Consider the following 16,090-nt stretch of genomic DNA (forward strand, 5'->3'; position numbering starts at 1 on the left):
CAGGTTCAGTTAGGCAGGAATTTGGCGCTGACGTACGGCGAGTAGTCCGGCAGTACCGCGTCGACCTTGCCTTGCTGCTTGAGGAAGGTGGCGGTATCGGTCAACGCCTGGGTGGTCGGCGCGCCCAGGGCGCTGGCCTGGTCGGCGGCCAGCGGGTAGACGTTGCCTTCCAGCAGCACCGGGATGTCGCTGGCCTTGGCGCCGGACAGCTTGGCCAGCTTGGTCACGTTGTCCTGGTTGGCCAGCCAGGTCTTCGGGTCCTTGCGGTAGTCGGCGTAGGCGTCGAGGGTGACCTTGGCGAAGGCCTTGACCACGTCGGGGTGCTTGTCGGCGAAGTCCTTGCGCACGATCCAGGCGTCGAAGGTCGGTGCCCCCTTGTCGGCCAGTTCGCCCGAGGTGATCAGTACCTTGCCGTTCTCCTTGGCCACGCCCAGGGCCGGGTCCCAGACGTAGGTGGCGTCGATGTCGCCGCGCTTCCAGGCAGCGATGATCGCCGGGGGCGCGAGGTTGAGGATCTGTACCTTCGACGGGTCGATGTTCCAGCTCTTCAGCGCAGCCAGCAGGCTGTAGTGGCCTGTGGAGACGAAGGGCACGGCGACCTTCTTGCCGATCAGGTCTTGCGGCGACTTGATGCTGTCGCGGGCGACCAGCGCTTCGCCGGCACCGATCTGGGTGGCGATCAGGAACGTCTCGACCGGCAGCTTGCGGGTGGCGGCTGCAGCCAGCGGGCTCGAACCCAGGTAGCCGATCTGCACATCGCCGCTGGCCACCGCCGTGATGACATCGGCACCGTTGTCGAACTTGCGCCAGGCGATGTCGGCCTTGCTGGCTTTTTCATAGGTGCCATCGGCCTGGGCGACCTTGGCCGGGTCGACGGTGGTCTGGTAGGCGACCGTGAGGTCGGCGGCCTGGGCCAGCCAGCTGGCGCTGGCGAGGGTCAGGGCGGCGAACAGGCGCAGCGGGGCATGCGGGATCATGGTGAACCTCTCGTCAGGCAAGTGGGCTTGGATGACGAAGAGACTAGATGATCTAAGAAATCGAAAATAAATAACTTTTTAGAATTAGCTTAGGAGCCAATTGCTTTAACCCACGTCCGCTGCCGTGGATACCCACTGGCGAATCACGTCCCCACTGCTAGGCTTTGATCCCTTGTCAAAGGGGGGTTGACACGTTGTCGGTCGGCAAACGTTTGCAAATAACCTAAAGGTATGACTGACAGAGTCGATACAATTTTTCGCAGTAAAGGTTTCAATGATATTCCTTAAAAGTCTTACAAATTCATAAAACAGTCATTTTGGATTTATAGGATTGTCATTATCCTGTAGCGCAGGAGGCGTCCTTAGACCAAAGTCGCGAAACGTTTAGAAACGTTTGACTTATTGGTCACGCTTTGGGACTTAATCGCCCATCCACGACGAGCGGAGCAGCAGACTTCGCCGTCAGAGATACACAAGAATTAGAACGTAGAGGAGCAAAACATGTACAAGTCCAGCCTGGCCCTGGCCGTGGCACTGGGGGTTCTCGCCCAACAAGCAGGCGCTGCCGGCTTCGTCGAAGACAGCAAACTGGCGCTCAGCTCGCGCACCATGTACTTCAACGACGACAACCGTGAAGGCGGCGCTGACCAGAACGAAACCGGTCAGGGCTTCAAGCTCGACTACCTGTCCGGCTTCACTGAAGGCACCGTAGGTTTCGGCGTCGATATCCAGGCGCTGTGGGGCATTCACCTGGATGGTGGCCGTGGCAGCCGTCCGGATGCCAACAACACCTTCTTCCCTAGCGATTCCGATGGCTCTGCCGTCCATGACTGGGCTCGCATTGGCGGTAACGCCAAGGCTCGCTTCTCCAAGACCGAGGCCCACTTCGGTAGCGCCCTGGCGCCGAACCTGCCGATCCTGGTAGCCAACGATGGCCGTCTGCTGCCGCAGACCTTCGAAGGCGGCACCATCCAGAGCAAGGAAATCGACAACCTGACCCTCAACGCCGGTCAGCTGACTCACGCCATGGGCCGTGCCTCGAGCAACCGTACCGGCCTGTCCGTCGCAGGTTCCGCGGTCGACAGCAACAAGTTCTACTACGGCGGTCTGGACTACAAGCTCACCCCGGACCTGACCCTGCAGTACTACTACTCGAACCTGAAGGACTTCTACAAACAGCACTTCCTGGGTGCGACCCACGTCTACAAGATTTCCGACGACTCCTCGTTCAAGACCGACCTGCGCTATTTCGACAGCAGCAGCGACGGCAAGAACGGCGACGGCGGCGAGTACTTCTTCAACAACAACGGCGGCTATGCCAAGCATGCCGGCGAGATCGACAACAAGACCTGGTCGGCCATGTTCACCTACGCCCTGGGTGGCCATGCGTTGATGCTCGGCCATCAGCAGGTCAGCGACGACGGCGGTTTCGTCTGGCTGAACCAAGGTAACGTCGAAGACGGCAACGGCAACCTGGAAGGCGCTGGCGGTGCAAGCTTCTACCTGTTCACCGACAGCATGATCAACCAGTTCGCCCGTGCCGGTACCAACACCACCTTCGGTCAGTACAGCTACGACTTCGCCCGTGTCGGCGCACCTGGCCTGAAGGCGTCCATCGCTTACCTGCGTGGTACCGACATCCGCAACACTTCCGGCGACGGTACCTACCACGAGTGGGAACGCGACGCGCGTATCGACTACGTGATCCAGGAAGGCACCCTCAAAGGCCTGGGCGCCAGCCTGCGCCACGGTGTGTTCCGCGGTGAAGGCCAGTCGCCAGCCGACAAGGATCAGACCCGCCTGATCTTCAACTACACTTACAACTTCCTGTAAGCCGTAGCTGATCGAGAAGCCTCGCCTAGTGCGAGGCTTTTTTGTGCCTGCTTTTCTGTATGCATTACGGTTATAAATAAATCAGTATTTATTCTTTTTATTTTTATCCGGATGCAGGCACATTGAATCCCACAAGGCCAGAACACAGCACAGGAGCCGCACCCCATGAGCCTCAAACTCGGCGACATCGCCCCCGATTTCGAACAGGAATCCAGCGAAGGCAAGATCCGCTTCCACGAATGGCTGGGCAACAGCTGGGGTGTGCTGTTCTCCCACCCGGCCGACTTCACGCCGGTGTGCACCACCGAACTGGGCCTGACCGCCAAGCTCAAGGACGACTTCGCCAAGCGCGGGGTCAAGGCCATCGCCCTTTCGGTGGACCCGGTCGACTCGCACCACCGCTGGATCGATGACATCAACGAAACCCAGAACACCGTCGTCAACTTCCCGATCATCGCCGACGCCGACCGCAAGGTGTCCGACCTCTACGACCTGATCCACCCCAATGCCAGCGACACCCTGACCGTGCGCTCGCTGTTCGTCATCGACCCGAACAAGAAGGTGCGCCTGACCATTACCTATCCGGCCAGTACCGGGCGCAACTTCAACGAAATCCTGCGGGTGATCGACTCGCTGCAATTGACCGACAACCACAAGGTCGCCACGCCGGGGAACTGGCAGGATGGTGACGAGGTGGTGATCGTGCCTTCGCTGAAGGACGAGGACGAGATCAAGCAGCGCTTCCCCAAAGGTTATCGGGCGGTCAAACCTTATCTGCGGCTGACCCCGCAACCCAATCGCTGACGCATTCCTCGTTGCATTGCTCTTAGCCATAGCAGGGATATTCGGGCCGTTTCGACGGCCCTTTTTTATGCCTGCAAGGGCCCCATCGCCGGCAAGCCGGCTCCCACAGGGATTGGGGCAGGATCCAACCTGTGGGAGCCAGCTTGCTGGCAATAGGGCCCTGGAAGCAAAGCGCAAAAATGGAATAAACAAATGAAAAAATATGATTTCTAGATATATAACAAGGCTGGTACTGTCACTTCCACAGATCGTCTGATCCCCGTCCTACCGCTGTATCACCTTACTCGCCCGCCAACGAGGCAAGCAGGTGCAACCCGAACCCAACTCGCACAGGAGAGCGCCATGCGCACAGTCTTCTTGCGTCGTGGTCTGGTCGCCCTGTTCGCGGCGGCTGTGTCCTTCGGCGCCATCACCCAAGCCCAGGCCGAGAGCCTGCGTATCGGTTACCAGAAATACGGCACCCTGGTGCTGCTCAAGGCCAAGGGCACGCTGGAAAAGCGCCTGGCCGAGCAGGGCGTGCAGGTGCAGTGGACCGAGTTCCCCGGTGGCCCGCAGCTGCTGGAAGGACTGAACGTCGGCTCGATCGACTTTGGCGTCACCGGCGAAACCCCACCGGTATTCGCCCAGGCCGCCGGTGCCGATCTGCTCTACGTCGCCTACGAGCCGCCTGCGCCGCACAGCGAAGCCATCCTGGTGCCGAAGGGCTCGACCGTCCAGTCGGTCAAGGATCTCAAAGGCAAGAAGGTCGCCTTCAACAAAGGCTCCAATGTCCACTACCTGCTGGTTCGCGCCCTGCAAGACGCCGGCCTCACGTACAGTGACATCCAGCCGGTCTACCTGCCGCCCGCCGATGCCCGCGCCGCCTTCGAGCGAGGCAGCGTCGATGCCTGGGTGATCTGGGACCCGTATCAGGCCGCCGCCGAGCAACAGCTGCAGGCGCGTACCCTGCGCGATGGCAAGGGTCTGGTCGACAACCATCAGTTCTACCTGGCCACTCGCAACTATGCGACCCAGCACCCGGCCGTGATCAACACCCTGATCGAAGAAGTGCGTGCGGTGGGTGAATGGTCCCAGGCCAACCCGCAGCAGGTCACCGACCAGGTCGCGCCGCTGCTCGGCCTGCCCACCGACATCACCCTGACCTCGGTCAAGCGCCAGGGCTACGGTGCCGCGGCGCTGACCCCCGAGGTAGTCGCTGCGCAACAGAAAATCGCCGATACCTTCCAGGCGCTCAAGTTGATTCCCAAGCCGCTGAGCATCAAGGACGTGATCTGGACACCCCCTGCCAAGGTCGCCAGCGCGCCTTGATCGATTCGCCTGCGCCGGGGCACCGCTCCGGCATGAGCCACCCTTGAGGAGACAACTCCAATGAGCCTGAACATCTTCTGGTTCCTCCCTACCCACGGTGACGGCAAGTACCTGGGCACTTCCGACGGCGCCCGCGCGGTCGACCATGGCTACCTGCAGCAGATTGCCCAGGCCGCCGACCGTCTTGGCTTCGGTGGGGTGCTGATCCCGACCGGTCGTTCCTGCGAGGACTCCTGGCTGGTGGCGGCATCGCTGATCCCGGTGACCCAGCACCTGAAATTCCTGGTGGCCTTGCGTCCGGGCATCATTTCGCCGACCGTGGCGGCACGCCAGGCCGCAACCCTCGACCGCCTGTCCAACGGCCGCGCGCTGTTCAACCTGGTCACCGGTGGCGACCCTGACGAACTGGCTGGTGATGGCCTGCACCTGAACCATCAGGAGCGCTACGAGGCCTCGGTCGAATTCACCCGCATCTGGCGCAAGGTGCTGGAAGGCGAAAACGTCGACTACGACGGCAAGCACATCCAGGTGAAGGGCGCCAAGCTGCTCTACCCGCCGATTCAGCAGCCGCGCCCGCCGCTGTACTTCGGTGGGTCGTCTGGAGCCGCCCAGGACCTGGCCGCCGAGCAGGTCGAGCTCTACCTGACCTGGGGCGAGCCACCGGCCGCGGTGGCCGAGAAGATTGCCCAGGTACGGGAAAAGGCCGCCGCCCAAGGCCGCGAAGTACGCTTCGGGATCCGCTTGCACGTGATCGTGCGGGAAACCAACGACGAAGCCTGGGCCGCCGCCGACCGCCTGATCTCGCACCTGGACGACGACACCATCGCTCGCGCCCAGGCGTCGCTGGCGCGCTTCGACTCGGTCGGCCAGCAGCGCATGGCTGCGCTGCATGGCGGCAACCGTGACAACCTGGAAGTCAGCCCCAACCTGTGGGCCGGTGTCGGCCTGGTGCGTGGCGGCGCAGGTACCGCGCTGGTCGGCGATGGCCCGACCGTGGCGGCGCGGGTCAAGGAGTATGCCGAGCTGGGCATCGATACTTTCATCTTCTCCGGGTATCCACACCTGGAAGAGTCCTACCGCGTGGCCGAACTGTTGTTCCCGCACCTTGATGTGCAACGCCCGGAACAGCCGAAAACCGGCGGCTACGTGAGCCCATTCGGCGAGATGGTGGCCAACGACATCCTGCCCAAATCCGTGTCGCAGAGCTGAGGACAGGGCCATGAGTCGTGCAACGTCCTCCACCCTGGCCCAGCGCCTGGCGCCGTGGGCACTGCCGCTGGCGCTGCTGGCGGTCTGGCAGCTGGCAGTCAGCGCGGGCTGGCTGTCGACACGCATCCTGCCGGCGCCGAGCGCGGTGGTCAGCGCAGGTGTCGAGCTGGTGCGCAGCGGCGAGATCTGGAGCCACCTGGCCATCAGCGGATGGCGAGCCGGCCTGGGCTTCCTGATCGGCGGCAGCCTCGGCCTGGTGCTGGGCTTCATCACCGGCCTGTCGAACTGGGGCGAACGCCTGCTCGACAGTTCGGTGCAGATGATCCGCAACGTGCCGCACTTGGCGCTGATCCCGCTGGTGATCCTGTGGTTCGGTATCGACGAGTCGGCGAAGATTTTCCTGGTCGCGCTCGGCACCTTGTTCCCGATCTACCTGAACACCTACCACGGCATCCGCAATGTCGACCCGGCGCTGGTCGAGATGGCGCGCAGTTATGGCCTGTCGGGCTTCGGTCTGTTTCGCCAGGTGATCCTGCCGGGCGCGCTGCCGTCGATCCTGGTCGGCGTGCGCTTTGCCCTGGGGTTCATGTGGCTGACCTTGATCGTCGCGGAAACTATTTCGGCGAATGCCGGCATCGGCTACCTGGCGATGAATGCCCGTGAATTCCTGCAGACCGACGTGGTGGTCCTGGCGATCGTCCTGTACGCCGTGCTCGGCAAGCTTGCCGACCTCGCCGCCCGCGGCCTGGAGCGTGTCTGGCTGCGCTGGCACCCGGCCTACCAAGTGGCGAAGAAGGAGGGCGCATGACCGTGCTCAAGGAACAACCGCCGCGCTTGTTGCGGGGCATTCCGCTGGCGTCCAACGGCCTGCGCAAGACGTTCGGCCAGCGTGAAGTGCTGCGCGGTATCGACCTGCACATTCCGGCCGGACAGTTCGTCGCCATCGTCGGCCGCAGTGGTTGCGGCAAGAGCACCTTGCTGCGGCTGCTGGCCGGGCTCGACCAGCCCAGCGCCGGTGAACTGCTGGCCGGCGCCGCACCGCTGGCAGATGCCCGCGAGGATACCCGCCTGATGTTCCAGGATGCGCGCTTGCTGCCCTGGAAGAAGGTCATCGACAACGTCGGTCTGGGCCTGCGTGGCGACTGGCGCCAACCTGCGCTGGATGCCCTGGAGGCGGTCGGCCTGGCTGACCGTGCCAATGAATGGCCGGCGGCGCTGTCCGGTGGCCAGAAACAGCGTGTGGCCCTGGCCCGCGCTTTGATCCACCAGCCGCGCCTGTTGCTGCTGGACGAGCCGCTGGGCGCGCTGGATGCGTTGACCCGAATCGAGATGCAGCAGCTGATCGAACGCCTCTGGCGCCAGCACGGCTTTACCGTGCTGCTGGTGACCCACGACGTCAGTGAGGCCGTCGCGGTGGCCGACCGGGTGGTGTTGATCGAGGACGGCGAGGTCGGCCTGGACCTCAATGTCGAACTGGCAAGGCCCAGGGCGCGTGGTTCGCACCGCCTGGCCGCGCTGGAAAGCGAAGTGCTCGACCGTGTTCTGTCGGCCCCGGGCACTGCGCCCGAGCCGGACCCTGTAGCCCCTTTGCCCACGCAACTGCGTTGGGCGCACTGAATGACTCACTTACCCGACTGAAGCCAAAGAGAAGGAATCAAGCCATGACCATCAAAGCGATCAACGTACGTAACCAGTTCAAAGGCACCGTGAAGGAGATCCTCGAAGGCCCGGTGCTGTCGGAAATCGACGTGCAGACGGCCTCGGGTATCGTCACGTCGGTGATTACCACGCGTTCGGTGAAGGAGCTGGAACTGCAGGTGGGCAGCGAGGTGATTGCCTTCGTCAAATCTACCGAAGTATCCATTGCTAAACTGTGATGCCTGTGAGCACCACGCCTTCACCTGTCGCAATGACACTCACAGGTACACCCTTGCCTTGAACGCATTGGTGCACCTGTGGGTGAACAGCGTTGACCTCACACCTCGGCTGGACGTAACCCGCCAAACAGTTTGCCGGCCTGGCTTTCAGTCAAGACGCCTCGCCATACGCCAGCTCGCTGATTGACCTCGGCAGCCAGCTTGAGGTGACCGGCCTCCAGGCGAGCGAAGCCCTGTTTTGGCCGATTCTTGAAATGGAAGTGGGCATACCAGAGAGGATCACCGGTGGTCTTGTCGTCGATGCGATATTCCTCCAGGTACTCGATGGCGTTCCCCTGCTTGTTCTTTGCCGGCTCCAGCGTTCGGGACCAATGAATGCAGACTTCCTCTTGAACATGCAGATATTCCAAATGACCGAAACCAGGTTGCTGGGCGATCTTGGTCTGTTCGATGCGCAATTGCTGGCCTGTACGCTCCAGATTCTTCGCGCTGTTCTGGAGATCCAGGGCCACGGCTCGCTGAACATCCTCAAGACGCTCTCCACCTTTACGCGTGATGCTTTGCGCAAGTTCCTTGAGAGTGGCGGCGTAGCCATTGGCAAGATCTTCCAGGCTGGCTGGCGTCATGTTGAGTGCCTGGTACTGCCGAAGCTTCGCATGCTGGGCGGCGGCCCCCTTCAGCCGCTTTCCGGCCATGGCCAGCAGTGACGACATGCTGATCAAGGACTCAGAGGGTTGGCGGATGCTCGATTGCCAAAGGTTGTTGGCTGACTGGGTGAATGTGGTAGTTCCCGCTTCGTCGAGGCGGCTGCCGACCTGTATCTGAACCTGACCATCAACGCGGACTTCGTGGCCGATCAATTGTTGTTGATCCACGGTGTCGAAGATGCGTGGTTTGCTTGAACCGCGTTTGGCAGCTTTCGCTCGACTGATGGGCGCGGATGCGGAAAGTGCTTCATCGACCTCGGCTACCAGCTTCTTCAAATCTTTGCGCAGCCATTGGGTACTTTGTGGCGTGACGAGTGTTGGGAAGCTGTCTTGCCATGTGGTCATGTAATTGTCGTAGCGCTGGTAGCGAGCTTTGACCTGTTGCAGAAATTTGTACCGTTGGGCTCGGCTCAAGTCTGCGGCGGGAAGATCTTGGTGGCTGAACAGTTGGTGGCGCAACTCCAGGAGTTCCCGCCGCACCTGCCTCATCAGCAACAGTAGATCATCGCTGAACGAGCCCGGAGTCCGAATGATGTTGCCAGCCTGAATGGACAGGCGGAAGGTGCGAAATCCGTTCGGATCCAGCGGAATGTCGAAGGTGTCGAGCCGTCTCTGGTAATCGGTAAGATGACCGCCCCGCAGCGTCTCGGTTACCTTGGCAGTTCTGTGCAGTTCTTCTTCCATCCGTGAGAGCGATTGGCAAAGTTTTTCCTGCGCGACACTCAATTGCCGATGATATTCGAGGACCTCGTCGAGGTTGTTGGGCGAAGCATCTTCGAGTTTTTTCACCTGGTTGAATTGATGCTGCATTTGTAGGTGGCGTTGCTGGACGAGGGCGGGGTGCTGTCTGCCCAGACCTGAGGCGACCTCATCGCGCATACCCTGGTAAAGGCGTCCCAACTCCGCTCTTATCCTGCGCAGAGCCTCCAGGCTCTCGAAGCTGAACTTCACGAATGATTCCAGTTGATCGACGGACTCTTGCAGAGCGCGTTGTAACGAGGCTAATTCAACCGGGTGGTCAGAGGAGGCACTGAGTGCTTGCTTAAATGCTCTGAGCTTCGCGTTCAGGGTGTCGACCTGGGCTTTGCGTTTGTCCACGATGTCCTGGACGACTTGCCTGGGTGAACGTAATGCAGGTTGTCGTCCAGTGTAGGTACGCAAAGTCTCCCAGCCTTGTTGGTACAGCCTGGCGAGATAGGCGCCGCCACCCGCCAATCCGCTGTCGACCAATCGCCCGCTCAAGCCTCCATGAGTCGTCCAGGTGCCCTGCTCATCAAGCCGGATCGGTTGTTTGTATCTGCGTGAAGAACCGCCCTTGAGCCGCCAGGTGAGATAGGTGGTGTCCCATTCCACCAGGTAATGCATTTCTTGATGCCGGATGTAGTCGCCGCCACTCTCCACATGGCGGTAGACGCCTTTGCCATACGCCTCAGGGTGGTTGATCCAAGGGCCTGTTGGCGCTTCTGTGGTGTAGCCGTCGAAAGGGTCAGGGCGCGCTTGTCGGGTCACACTCGTGGAGCGCAGGCCTGCAAGCTGTTGGCGGTTGTGGGTGCGCGTACGCGCTTGAGTGCCTGAGGGATGAAAGGATGTGGTGACCACCACGTCGAAGAGGGCATCGACCAGCGATTGGAAAACGCTGTTCAGGTGTTCGATCCCTTCGCCGGGGGCGCCTCGCAAGAAAGCTTCCACGCTTTCCTTGGCAGCGTGCCAGCCGTCGTACAGTGCCACTAGGGTGCCAACACCCGGGATAAAACCCACTGCCAGTTTGATGTAGTCGTATACTCGCCCGTGGCGGATTGCTTCCTTTTCCAGATACAAGTCGACCTGGCTGCGAGACGAAGCGCGGTGCTTCGTGATCAGACGCCCCATCAACAGGTTGATCTGCATTTGGGCAAACGACTCCGAGCGGGTTTCGCCGATTGCGATGAACCCTGAAAGTCGCTTCAGCAGTGCCTGGTCAATGTAGGACAAGTGGGTGCTGCTATCACCATCGAGCGGGCGGCTGGCGAGGTAAGTGCGCATGTCCGTGTCCATGGCCAGGTTTTCCAGCGCCTGACAGGCCGCCTCACGGCTGGCGTACTGGCTTATGACCTTGCCGTTCGGTGCGTCGGGCATGAGTACTAGCAGGGGACCCTCAGAAGGTTCGAGCAGAAACATACCGGAGAGGGTTAGCTGATGACTGGACCCGTCAGGGGCGGTGCCGGGTCGTAGCACAAGACTGTGATGCCTGACCGTGGGAGTGCGGGAGGCATCAAGTTGTTCCTGGCAGTACAGTTCGAGTACCTTTTTGCCAGCTTCGTCCAAAGCCTGTGGCTGGCTGAGTGCCAGGATCTTGAGCTGATGCTCGAAGGGCCTGCGCAAGGTTTCCTGGCGCCATTGGGCCTCCCAATCGGTCTGCCCGCCATCACCCTTGAAGGCATCGAGAATTTTTTGCTCATAGGCACCTGCCAGGTCCAGGGTTTTTACCAGGTTGGCTATGGTCGAAAGGGTGATCTTCTGCTTCAGCTCTGGGTCGGATACCGAGTCGTCGAAGATGATATTGGCATTGCCAAGGCGCAAGGTGAGGTCATCGTTCAGTGCCCAGAGCAGGAATTCCTCCAGGGGTACATGGCTGCGCTCGGCACTGAATGTCGTGACTATCTTGTAGGCGTGTCCGAAGCCGGACTCTGGTACTGGCTCCCGTTTCTTGCCCGTGTAGTCGGCGATGTCCAGGGTGATCTTCGGGGCTTCAGACACTGAGAACGTGCTGCGCAGGTGGGCATTCAGTTGATTGCTGGCGAATTGCCCGCGTTCGGGCAAGTCCTTGGCCAATAATTGGCTGGAGGCCAGCATTGCATTGCGCAGCGCGTCGACTTGTGCAGCCAGCGCAGTGCGCTGAGCAGCGTCAAGGTGGCTCAGGGGGTGGAGGTTGGTGTGCAGGTGGGAAGTTCGATTGCGTTCTGCGAGCCGTTCGAATGCTTGTTGCCTTGCGCTGTTGTTGGTTATACCGAGCTTCCAGCGCAATTGAAGCTTTGTGGCATCGTCGGCATCGGTGAGCAAGGCCAAGTGGGTCTGCGTCAAATAGTCGAACGCATGGTTGGTAATTGGAATGCTGACGAGCTTCGCTTTGGTGCCTGTGCTGTCCAATTGCTCCAGCAATGCCTCGCTATCCTGGGGCCAGGCGCTTTCCAGCAACATTTCCGGCCAAGCGCCGTAAAGCGTATTCAGCAGATGATCGAACAGTACGTGCTCACTTTCGTAAGTAGCCAAACCACCGTCGAAGCCAGGCTTGTAGAGGAGCAGTGTGGTGTCTGGCGCTTGCATTTCTTCGTCTGGCAGCGCCTGTAGGGTCATCAGGCCAGTCAACATCCAGCTGCGATCGCCCACCACCAGCTTGAGCGCGCTGGGCATGACGGGGCGCTGAAGACTAGGTTCGGGCCTTTCCACCAGTTCATGGACCCACTGTAGGTGTGACGAACTGAGCTCACCCAGTAGCTGCTGGAAGTCGGCTTCGAGCAGCAGGCTGCTGGCGAAGTGTTGGCTGAGGCAATCGAAGCGGCTACGGTCATCGTATGCCTGGCTCCAGCTCTGCAGGGTGATGTTTTCAGGTAAGGTGCTCAGCAGCTTTTGTAACGCGGCATCCTGCTCGTCCAATTTTGCCTGCTGTGTCCGCAAGGCGGCCATGAGGGGTGATGTTGGCTCGGTATCGTTGCCCAGATAAGCGGACAGCAACTTCTCCTGGCGATTTATCCGCTGTTTGCGCCAGCCAAGTGGCAAACGCTCATCCAGCGAGTCGAAATGAACCTCTTGCGCGGCCAGTGCTTCATCCCCGCTCACCAACATTTTCAGTTGTTGATCCAAGGCATCGGGCAGTGCCTTTCTGAACCGAGGTTTGCACTCGGCTTCCTTCTCTTCGAGCCCTACCCAGTCCATCGGTGATTGCGGGGCTTGTAGCAGTTCGCCTTCGACCAACTGCTCTTGGTTCGTCAGGATACTGTCCAAGAGGCCGCTGAAAGCATCACCGACAAGCGACGTGACCTGGATGAATGCGCTGTCGCTTTCGCTTGCAAGGGGTGTAGAGGGGGTGCTCCACAGTTGGTGTTGGTTTTTGTGGGCCCATTCCAGCAGCGCGGCTTCGTTCTGAAAGGCACGTACTGGATTTTTGGCCATCGGCCGGTAGATCAGCCACGCTTTATCATTTGCACCGGACTGGATCAGCAACGCCCCTGGACACACGCCTACCCCCTCTCCAGGTTGGCGCCAGTGAAGCTGGGCATAGCGGCTGGCCTCGTCTAACTGGCCGATTTTCCAACCTTGTGTTTGAAGACGGTCAAGTCCGTAGTTCAGATCAAGGGTGTGACGGAAATGTTCGCGCAGGTTCTTTTCCGCGTAAGACCTGCGCGATACAGATTGGCCAGGCATACGGGTGTCCCAGTACGCAGTGGGCAGGGTCCTCTTGGGAAGTACGGATGTGAGTGCCTGCAGCCAGTGCCTTGCGCTGAATGCTGCATAGCTTGACGCCTCCTCAACTCCCCAGGTCGACCACTCGATGACAGAGTTGGTCATTGCGGGGTTGACGAGTAGGCGGGCGGCGAAATCCAGCAAGGTTATGCGGCGGTCGCGATCTTCCAGGCCACAGGTTTGCGGGTCGACTTCCAGGGCGCGGCGCAGCGCATTGTTCAGTGTGATGCGCAGTGAAGGCGCGTGATTGAACAGATCTTGCAGCGTATCGGCGGCATGGCGTCGGTGTTCGTCTGCAAGGATCAGGGCATTGCCACGGCCGGCGAGAATCCAGTCATCGCTTGGGAGCAGGAGCGTAGCAACGTTTTGAGTGTCGGTGTCGGGGATGGGTGTATCAGGAAGAGAGGGGGGGGGGTCATGGTCATGGTCCACATTTGCGTGAGTGCTGAAGAGCGCTCATTTCAACGTCAGACCGACTACGAACGGTGTTACATGTTGCTCTCTCAGCGTATGTGGCGTTTCGCCAGGAACGGTGGCAGGTAGAGCCCCAGGTATGCCTCGAATACCCTCATGCCTTCCTCGGCCATGCGCGGCGTTATCTGCTCATGCAACTGCACCGAGCGCGCATACACCCGGTCGCTCAGCTCCATGGCCAGGGCAAACACATCCACATCCACAGGCATCACCGGCAGCTTGAAATGCTGGTCGAACAGCTTGTGCATCAGGTCGCCCAGTTCCATGTCGTGCTGGCGGTCGGCCTGCACCACCTCACTCAATCCATGCTGGGCGAGGATCAACTGCCGCGCCGCGGCATCTTCGTTGTAGATGGCGAGCATGCGCTGTTCGATCAGGCGCGACAGCTGATGCCAGGTATCGAACGCGCTGCTGTCGATCGGTGCACTCAGTGCTTCACGAAACGCCCTGTGCACATCCGCGGTCAGTGCCTCAAGCAAGGCCGGCACGCTGGCGAAGAAGTGGTACACCGACGATGGCGGAATCTGCGCCCGTTCGGCCACGCTGTAGATCGACAACGCGGCCACCCCTTGCCCGGCCAGCAGTTCGCGTGCCGCCGCCAGGATCGCTTCGATCCTGGCCTGGCTGCTGGCGCGTGGCTTGCGAGGGGTGGCGCTGCGGCTCATCAGTTGCTGATCGCCAGGATGCTCGCCTGGTACGCACCGACGAACAGGTCGAAGTCGCCGACCTCCTGTTGCTCCAGGCGCGACTGTTCGGCCAGCGAGTCGCGGGCCAGGGTCTCGTAGGCCTGCTGACGCTCGGCGGGCAGCGGCTGTTCGCGGAAGGCCTGGGCGTGCAGGCGGCTCTGGCGCAGGGAGAACTGCACGAAGCTTTCGTCATGCTCGGTCATGCGCGCCAGCACCTGCGCCGACGGCGTCAGCGAGGTGTCTTCGACCTTGGCCTGCTGTTCTGCCAGCGCCTTGGCATGTTCGTCACCACCGTGGGCGCGGTCGAGCAGGTCGGCCAGTTGGCCGATGCGCGCAATGAGTTCGCCGGCCCAGGCTTTCAATGCGATGGGCTGGCCATCACGGTGCAGTTCCAGCCCCGGGCGGCGGCCTTCTTTGACCACGGTGAGGAAGTTGCTGGTGCACTGGCTGCATTCGCCGTTGTCCAGTTGCGGGCTTTCTTCCAGCGCGCAGAACAGCAGGAACGCATCGAGGAAGCGCGCCTCGGTCAGGTCGATGCCTACCGGCAGGAACGGGTTGATGTCCAGGCAGCGCACTTCCACATACTGCACGCCGCGCGAGGTCAGGGCCTGGATCGGCCGCTCACCCGTGTAGGTGACGCGCTTGGGGCGGATGTTCGAGTAGTACTCGTTCTCGATCTGCAGGATGTTGGTGTTCAGTTGCACCCACTCGCCATCCACATGGGTGCCGATCTCGACATAGGGCTGGTAGGGCGTGCCAACGGCCTTGCGCAGGCTGTCGGTGTAGCTGGCCAGGTTGTTGTAGCAGGGCGTGAGGCCCGCCTGGGCATTGCTCTGGTAGCCCAGGTCGCTCATGCGCAGGCTGGTGGCGTAGGGCAGGAACAGGGTTTCGGCATCCAGCTCTTCGAGCTGGTGCGGGCGACCGCGCAGGAAACCTTTGTCCAGCGTCGGCGAGGCGCCGAACAGGTACATCAGCAGCCAGCTGTAGCGGCGGAAATTGCGGATCAGCGCGATATAGGCCGAGGACTGGTAGTCACGGTCGCTTTCGCTGCCGCCTTCGGCTTCGCGCAGCAGGGGCCACAGCGCTTCGGGCAGCGAGAAGTTGTAGTGGATGCCGGCGATGCACTGCATGGTGCGGCCGTAGCGCAGGGCCAGGCCCTTGCGGTAGACGTGCTTGAGCTTGCCGATGTTGGAAGTGCCGTACTCGGCGATCGGGATGTCTTCCTCGGCCGGCAGCGTGCACGGCATCGACGGGCTCCACAGGTACTCGTCGCCGAGCTTGCTGTAGACGAAGCGGTGGGTCTGTTCGAGGCTCTCGAGCACCTTGGCCGGGTCCGCCAGGGCCGGTGTGATGAACTCCAGCAGCGACTCGGAATAATCGGTGGTGATCTGCTCGTTGGTCAGCGCCGAACCCAGTGCTTCCGGGTGTGGGGTCTGGGCCAGGCGACCTTCGTCGGTCACGCGCAGGCATTCGCGCTCAATACCGTGCAGGCACTGCTCGAGCAGGGGGAGATTGGCGCCGAGCAGGCTCAGGCGGCGGTTGAGGAGGTCGCTCAAGATGGATTCCTTCACGCGTCAGTCGCCCCAATATGGGGGTAGAGATGACGGTCTACAAGGGTAGTTGGAAAAGGAACTGGCGTTGTCGCCTGGTTTACGCGGTTCCGGCGCCGAATTCGGGTCCGCTTCGCGGCCCATCGCCGGCAAGCCGGCTCCCACAGGAGATCCGTGGTGGACCTTGTGGGAGCCGGCTTGCCGGTGATGGGCCAGGAAGTGGCC

11 protein-coding genes are annotated in these 16,090 nt (G+C 61.1%); 7 read left to right on the forward strand and 4 right to left on the reverse strand.

The features are described from left to right. Positions 1 to 5: 5 nt before the first annotated feature. Positions 6 to 977 carry a taurine ABC transporter substrate-binding protein gene (gene tauA, locus PPL01S_RS08480; RefSeq protein ID WP_028625536.1) on the reverse strand — a complete coding sequence of 324 codons (972 nt, stop codon included), beginning with the start codon at positions 975 to 977 and terminating at the stop codon, positions 6 to 8. A gap of 501 nt (positions 978 to 1,478) precedes the next feature. On the opposite strand from tauA, the gene PPL01S_RS08485 reads away from it, so the two are divergent. From PPL01S_RS08485 to PPL01S_RS08515, 7 genes are all read left to right on the forward strand, one after another. Further along, positions 1,479 to 2,810 carry an OprD family outer membrane porin gene (locus PPL01S_RS08485; protein ID WP_016394149.1) on the forward strand — a complete coding sequence of 444 codons (1,332 nt, stop codon included), beginning with the start codon at positions 1,479 to 1,481 and terminating at the stop codon, positions 2,808 to 2,810. 165 nt (positions 2,811 to 2,975) lie between these two features. Continuing rightward, positions 2,976 to 3,614, forward strand: a complete 639-nt coding sequence (locus PPL01S_RS08490; RefSeq protein WP_016394150.1) for a peroxiredoxin — start codon at positions 2,976 to 2,978, stop codon at positions 3,612 to 3,614. A 342-nt stretch (positions 3,615 to 3,956) separates the two neighbouring features. Then, positions 3,957 to 4,922, forward strand: a complete 966-nt coding sequence (locus PPL01S_RS08495) for a sulfonate ABC transporter substrate-binding protein (protein ID WP_028625535.1) — start codon at positions 3,957 to 3,959, stop codon at positions 4,920 to 4,922. 60 nt (positions 4,923 to 4,982) lie between these two features. Continuing rightward, complete coding sequence (gene ssuD, locus PPL01S_RS08500; RefSeq protein ID WP_028625534.1) at positions 4,983 to 6,131, forward strand: FMNH2-dependent alkanesulfonate monooxygenase; 1,149 nt, start codon at positions 4,983 to 4,985, stop codon at positions 6,129 to 6,131. 10 nt (positions 6,132 to 6,141) lie between these two features. Further along, positions 6,142 to 6,939, forward strand: coding sequence for an aliphatic sulfonate ABC transporter permease SsuC (gene ssuC, locus PPL01S_RS08505; protein WP_028625533.1), 798 nt, complete (start codon positions 6,142 to 6,144; stop codon positions 6,937 to 6,939). Then, complete coding sequence (ssuB, locus tag PPL01S_RS08510) at positions 6,936 to 7,748, forward strand: aliphatic sulfonates ABC transporter ATP-binding protein (protein ID WP_016394154.1); 813 nt, start codon at positions 6,936 to 6,938, stop codon at positions 7,746 to 7,748. Before ssuC ends, ssuB begins: the two co-directional genes overlap by 4 nt. A gap of 44 nt (positions 7,749 to 7,792) precedes the next feature. Next, a complete protein-coding gene (locus PPL01S_RS08515; RefSeq protein WP_008095172.1) occupies positions 7,793 to 8,008 on the forward strand; it encodes a TOBE domain-containing protein in 216 nt (71 codons plus the stop codon). 98 nt (positions 8,009 to 8,106) lie between these two features. On the opposite strand, the gene PPL01S_RS08520 is transcribed toward PPL01S_RS08515, so the two are convergent. The 3 genes from PPL01S_RS08520 to gshA all read right to left on the reverse strand — a co-directional run bounded on the left by PPL01S_RS08520 (position 8,107) and on the right by gshA (position 15,871). Beyond that, entirely contained in the window at positions 8,107 to 13,587 is a 5,481-nt protein-coding gene (locus PPL01S_RS08520; RefSeq protein WP_028625532.1) for a dermonecrotic toxin domain-containing protein, read from the reverse strand. A gap of 71 nt (positions 13,588 to 13,658) precedes the next feature. Next, positions 13,659 to 14,294: a TetR/AcrR family transcriptional regulator gene (locus PPL01S_RS08525; protein WP_016394157.1), complete on the reverse strand. Its 636-nt coding sequence runs from the start codon at positions 14,292 to 14,294 to the stop codon at positions 13,659 to 13,661. Continuing rightward, positions 14,294 to 15,871, reverse strand: coding sequence for a glutamate--cysteine ligase (gene gshA / locus PPL01S_RS08530; protein ID WP_016394158.1), 1,578 nt, complete (start codon positions 15,869 to 15,871; stop codon positions 14,294 to 14,296). The genes PPL01S_RS08525 and gshA overlap by 1 nt, the downstream gene beginning before the upstream one ends. Positions 15,872 to 16,090: the final 219 nt, after the last annotated feature.

The organism is Pseudomonas plecoglossicida NBRC 103162 = DSM 15088, from assembly GCF_000730665.1.
Taxonomy (GTDB): Bacteria; Pseudomonadota; Gammaproteobacteria; order Pseudomonadales; family Pseudomonadaceae; genus Aquipseudomonas; species Aquipseudomonas plecoglossicida.